General features: G+C 62.2%; 2 protein-coding genes. One reads left to right on the top strand and one right to left on the bottom strand.

Annotated elements, in window-relative coordinates; translation table 11 throughout:
* Nucleotides 1-148: 148 nt before the first annotated feature.
* Nucleotides 149-3,910 (bottom strand): Rne/Rng family ribonuclease, encoded by a 3,762-nt coding sequence (locus AB0O97_RS20135; RefSeq protein ID WP_363885038.1) that lies wholly within the window; start codon nt 3,908-3,910, stop codon nt 149-151.
* Nucleotides 3,911-4,282: 372 nt separating this feature from the next.
* Here AB0O97_RS20135 and AB0O97_RS20130 point away from each other — a divergent pair, with 372 nt between their 5' ends.
* Nucleotides 4,283-4,909: a vitamin K epoxide reductase family protein gene (locus tag AB0O97_RS20130; protein ID WP_363885035.1), complete on the top strand. Its 627-nt coding sequence runs from the start codon at nt 4,283-4,285 to the stop codon at nt 4,907-4,909.
* The last annotated feature ends 163 nt before the right edge of the window (nt 4,910-5,072 follow it).

The raw sequence follows: 5,072 nt of genomic DNA, 5'->3' as shown, positions 1-5,072 counted from the left end.
GCCGGCGCCTTCCTCCAGCTGTTTCCCGGAGGCGGCCCGCACAAAGAAATAGCGCAGGTGCGTGATGCGCTTTCGCGAGTCTCAGGTCTTGCACAAAAAGGTGCTTTTTGTGTCACCGCTGCGGGCCAGTTCAACCGAGCCGGGACTACTACAGCTCGGAAGCCGGAACTCCTACACCCAAAATGATGGGCTCGGCGTTCTTTTTGACGGCGGCTGCGGGAGCAGGGATCTCCGCTTTAGCGCTGCTATGCGGTGTGGAACCCTGAGCTGCAGGGACCGCATCGACGGTCTCTACCGTCATGTCAGCTCCACCCTGAGCGCTACGGGCGCTACGGTTGCGCCGGCCACGACGTGCGCGCGATCGGTTTCCACCTGAATCGGCACCGTCATGGGCTGATTCCTGGCTGGGGGCAGCGAGCTGATCCAACGCCTGAGTCAGACCAGCCAAGGCTGCTGCCTGATCAGCATTGTTGGGCTGCGCAAAGCCACTGCTTTCGCTGCGGTGTCCACGCGGCAGTTCAATGGCTTCCCCACCAAGGGTGAGAGTGGCAGAGTCGGCAGAGTCGTGCTGCTGGGCAGACTCCCCTGCTGCTGTTCCTGCTGTTCTACCTTCAGCGTGCTGCTCAGGAGCGTGCTCGTGGTGCGTAGCGGCAGCTGCCGCTGCAATGTTCGCCAGAGCGGTGCGGGCTTCGTGAGCCTTTTGTGCCTTAGCTGCGTCGCTCAACTCTTCAACCACCGGGGTGGTTACTTCTTCTTGCTCTTGCCCGTCCTGATGTCCACGGTTGCGGTTACGCTTACGTTCACTGCGAGTTGACCGGTTAGCCGTGCGCTCGGGTTCGCGCTGTTCCTGCTTGGGCGCGTGGATCTGAGCTGCTTCGAGGGCCGGGGAATGCGTGCGGCGGTGCTCCACGGGGATCTCGTGCGTGACCATGCCACGACCGGCACAGGTGCCACACTGCTCGCCGAAGACTTCCAGCAAGCCGGTACCCATGCGCTTGCGCGTCATCTGCACCAGACCCAGCGAGGTGACCTCGGCAACTTGGTGCTTGGTCCGGTCGCGGCCCAGGCACTCAACCAGACGGCGTAGCACTAGATCGCGGTTGGATTCCAAAACCATGTCGATGAAGTCAATGACGATGATCCCGCCAATGTCGCGCAAACGCAGCTGACGAACCACTTCCTCGGCGGCTTCAAGGTTGTTCTTGGTGACAGTTTCTTCCAGGTTTCCGCCGGAGCCGGTGAACTTGCCGGTATTGACGTCCACCACGGTCATGGCTTCGGTGCGGTCAATGACCAGCGAGCCGCCAGAGGGCAAGAAGACCTTGCGCTCAAGTGCCTTGTTGATTTGCTCGTCAATGCGATGTGCGGCGAAAATATCCTCGGACTTGGTCCACTTCTCGAGGCGATCCAGCAGATCAGGGGCCACATATGTCACATACGCTTCGATGGTGTCCCACGCGTCTTCACCGGAGACGATGAGCTTGCTGAAGTCTTCATTGAAGACGTCGCGAACCACCTTGATAGTCAGATCAGGTTCGCCGTACAGCATTTCTGGAGCCAGCGTCTTCGTAGAAGCAGCGCGGCTATTGATGCCTTCCCACTGCGCACGCAGACGGTTGATGTCATTGGTGAGCTCTTCCTCACTAGCACCTTCGGCTGCGGTACGAACAATGACGCCAGCGTTCTCCGGCAGGTGATCCTTCAGGACACGCTTGAGGCGGTTACGTTCGACGTCGGGCAGCTTACGTGAGATGCCTGTCATGGAGCCACCGGGCACAAACACAAGGTAGCGGCCGGGCAGGGAAATCTGGCTGGTCAGGCGGGCACCCTTGTGGCCCACCGGGTCTTTGGAGACCTGCACCAGGACGGAGTCGCCGGACTTGAGCGCATTTTCGATGCGGCGCGGCTGGCCGTTGAGGTTAGCGGCATCCCAGTCAACTTCACCGGCGTACAGAACGGCGTTGCGGCCGCGCCCAATGTCGACGAAGGCCGCTTCCATGCTCGGCAGCACGTTCTGGACCTTGCCCACGTAGACGTTGCCGATCAAGGAGTCCTGCTGGGTTTTTGACACGAAGTGCTCGGCCAAGATGCCGTCTTCGAGGACACCGATCTGGATCCGGTCATCGGCTTGGCGGACCACCATGACGCGGTCAACAGATTCGCGGCGAGCCAAGAACTCGGCCTCGGTGATGACCGTGCGGCGGCGGCCGGAGTCGCGGGAATCGCGGCGGCGCTGCTTCTTCGCTTCCAAACGCGTGGAGCCGCGCAAGCTCGTGACGCGGTTGCTGACGCCAGCTGCGGACTCGGTGGGCACGCGGGGGGCACGGACCCGGGTCACCGTGTTGGGCGGGTCTTCATCGCTACCGCCGGTCAGTTCCAGATCCTGGTCACCACGGCGGCGACGGCGACGACGGCGGGAGGTCACGCCGTCGTCCGAGCCATCATGGTCATTTTCAGAAGTCTCGATGTCCTCGGTGCTTTCACCAGCGTCAGCATCACTCGCACGCGGGCGGCGGTTGCGATTCCGGTTGCGGCCGCGCTGCTCGGTGTCTGTGCCGGAGCGCTGGTTGTCACCGTTGTCGCCGTCCGAGCCATCCTGGACAGTGGCTGCGGGCACAGCCAAGCTGAGATCCGGTGCCAAGAACAGTGCCGAGATGCCGGCATCTGGTGCCAAGAACAAGGACTCCGTTACATGCGCGGGGTGATCCTGAACTGCAGCCGTGGCAGGTGCAGTAGTGGCGGAGACGGTCGTGTCAGCGGAGGTGCTCGTGTTGGGCTCAGTCGCAGCAGGCTCAGCCGACGCTGCTTCTTCGGCCGGAGTTTGCGCTGCAACAGGATCAGTTGCGGGACCGGCAGCTTTCGTGGCAGTTCGACGGCGGCCACGGGTGACCCGGGGAGCCGCAGCAACACTCTCGGCGCCGGCAGTCTCCGCGGCTGCAGTCTCGGACGGAGTGGAATCTACCGCAGCTGAGGTGTTCGTGGTGTCAGTGGCCTGAGTACTATGCTCCGGTGCGGATTCCTGAGCAGCTGCAGCTGTCGCGGCCGAAGAGGCTGCGGCCGGGGCACCAGCCTTGGCGGCGGCGCGGCGAGCAGGCGCCCTCCGTGTGGAACGGCTGGCTGCCGGGGCTGCATCGGCGGCGGCGCTAGTAGAGGACTCCTCCGCAGCGGTTGCGGTGGCCTGAACGTCGGCGGCAACAATTCCGGTGGCGGCAACCTCAGCCGCAATAGCTTCGGTGGCGGCAACCTTGGTGACAGGTGCCTTGGCTGCTCGGCTGCGCCGAGCCGGGGCCTTCTTGACCGGAGTTGTTTCAGTCTGCGAAACCTCAGCCTGAAGGGCTTCGGTCTGCCCAGCAGCTGCCGGCTCCTCGCCTGCCAAGCTCAGCTCGCCCTGCCCGGCAACCTCAGCCGAAACAGGAGCAGTGACAGGGGCACTGGCGCGGCGGCGGGTGGTCTTCTTGACGGGAGCCGTGACAGGAGCCGTGGCGTCCGTGGCAGCCGCCTCGGCGATGGCATCGAGCAGCGACGGGTCGGCCGTACTGGTCTCGGCAGCCTTGGTTTCGGTGGCTTTGGCTGCGGCACTGTTCGTGTCAGCGTTCGTGTCAGCGTTCGTGTCAGCGGCGGAAACTGCGACAGCCGGGGCTGCATCAGCGGCGGTCTCGGTCTTCTTGGCCCGGCTGCGTCGCACGGGGGCTTTCTTGACAGGGGCGGCCTCGGCCACTTCAGCCGGCGCAACCGCAGCAGCTTCCGCAACAGGTGCCTTGGCAGGTGCTTTAGCAGCGGCTGTTGCAGCAGCGTTGGCACCGGGGCTGGTCACTGCTGAGGTGGCGCGGCGCGATCGCGTGGCACGAGCCTTAACCGGAGCTACCTGCGCAACATCTGTGTTGTCGAGTGTGGGTTGTTCATTTTCCATTGTGGGCATTACCTTCGCGCCGAATCGGCACCCCCACATCGGGTGCCAAGTTCGGCCGATGTGCCAACACCCTCGGGCGTTGACGGAAGTCGTCTAATTACTTTTCAGGCGGCACCAACTTGATGGGTGCGCAAGCTCTGAAAAGCCAATGGTTTGCGAGAAACGTGGCTGGTGGATGGCTGCACACGAGGCAGCTTCTTCTCCAGCAGCCCGTGGGCGTGCCATTGGACCGAAAGGCGCATGTGGATCACCAACCAGCCGAACCCATTGTCTCATACGAGCCTGTCCATCCCACGATTCCGCGCAGGGCGCGCCTAGATTCACGCGCTACAATCAGGACACAATCACGCCGCTCGCGAGGAATAGGACTCCATGCCCAGCACCAACGTTTCCACCAGTGATCCCGCAGATCTGGACAAACCAGCCATGGCCCGGGCCAAACCGTTTGGCTGGTTGCTGGTCATCACCGGAGTCATTGCGTGGATCGCGTCCTTCACTTTGGTGATGGAACGGCTGCACTTGTATGTGGACCCCAATGCGTCAGCCAGCTGTGATTTCAATTCCTGGATCTCCTGCAGCGATGTCATGAAGACACCTGAAGCCGCACTTCTGGGCTTCCCCAATCCGTTCATTGGAATCTGCGCCTTTGCCGTCGTGATCACCATTGGCGTGGTCCTGCTGGCCGGCGCACGCATGAACCGCTGGTTCTGGATCTGCGTGCAGATCGGCATCACTGCCGGCATGGCCTTGGTGTGCTGGTTCTGGTTTACAGCCTTGTACACGCTGGCCGTACTGTGCCCCTACTGCATGATCGTGTGGTCCATGATGATCCCGATCTTTGTGTTCACTACGCTGCGCAATGTGAACCACGGCGTGATCCCCGCCCCGGCGGCACTGACCAAAGTCCTCAACGAATGGGCTTGGGTGATCGTCGGCCTGCTCTACATTGCAGTGCTGGCCTCCATCTTCTTCCGCTTCATGTACGCCATCATCGGCTAAAACACACACCTACGCTTAAAGCATCTGCGCTTAAAGTTCGACGGCGGGTGGTCACCTTTGTAAAAAAGGCGGCGCCAATGAACGCGTTGACCTCGCCAAAGACATCGGCAAAACGCGGGGCGCCGGCGACGTCGTCGGGGGTGATGCCGTGAATGGTGATGTT

Origin of the sequence: Specibacter sp. NPDC078692 (assembly GCF_040686835.1) — a bacterium.
Classification (GTDB): domain Bacteria; phylum Actinomycetota; class Actinomycetes; order Actinomycetales; family Micrococcaceae; genus Specibacter.
This window is presented reverse-complemented; position numbering and strand designations above follow the sequence as displayed.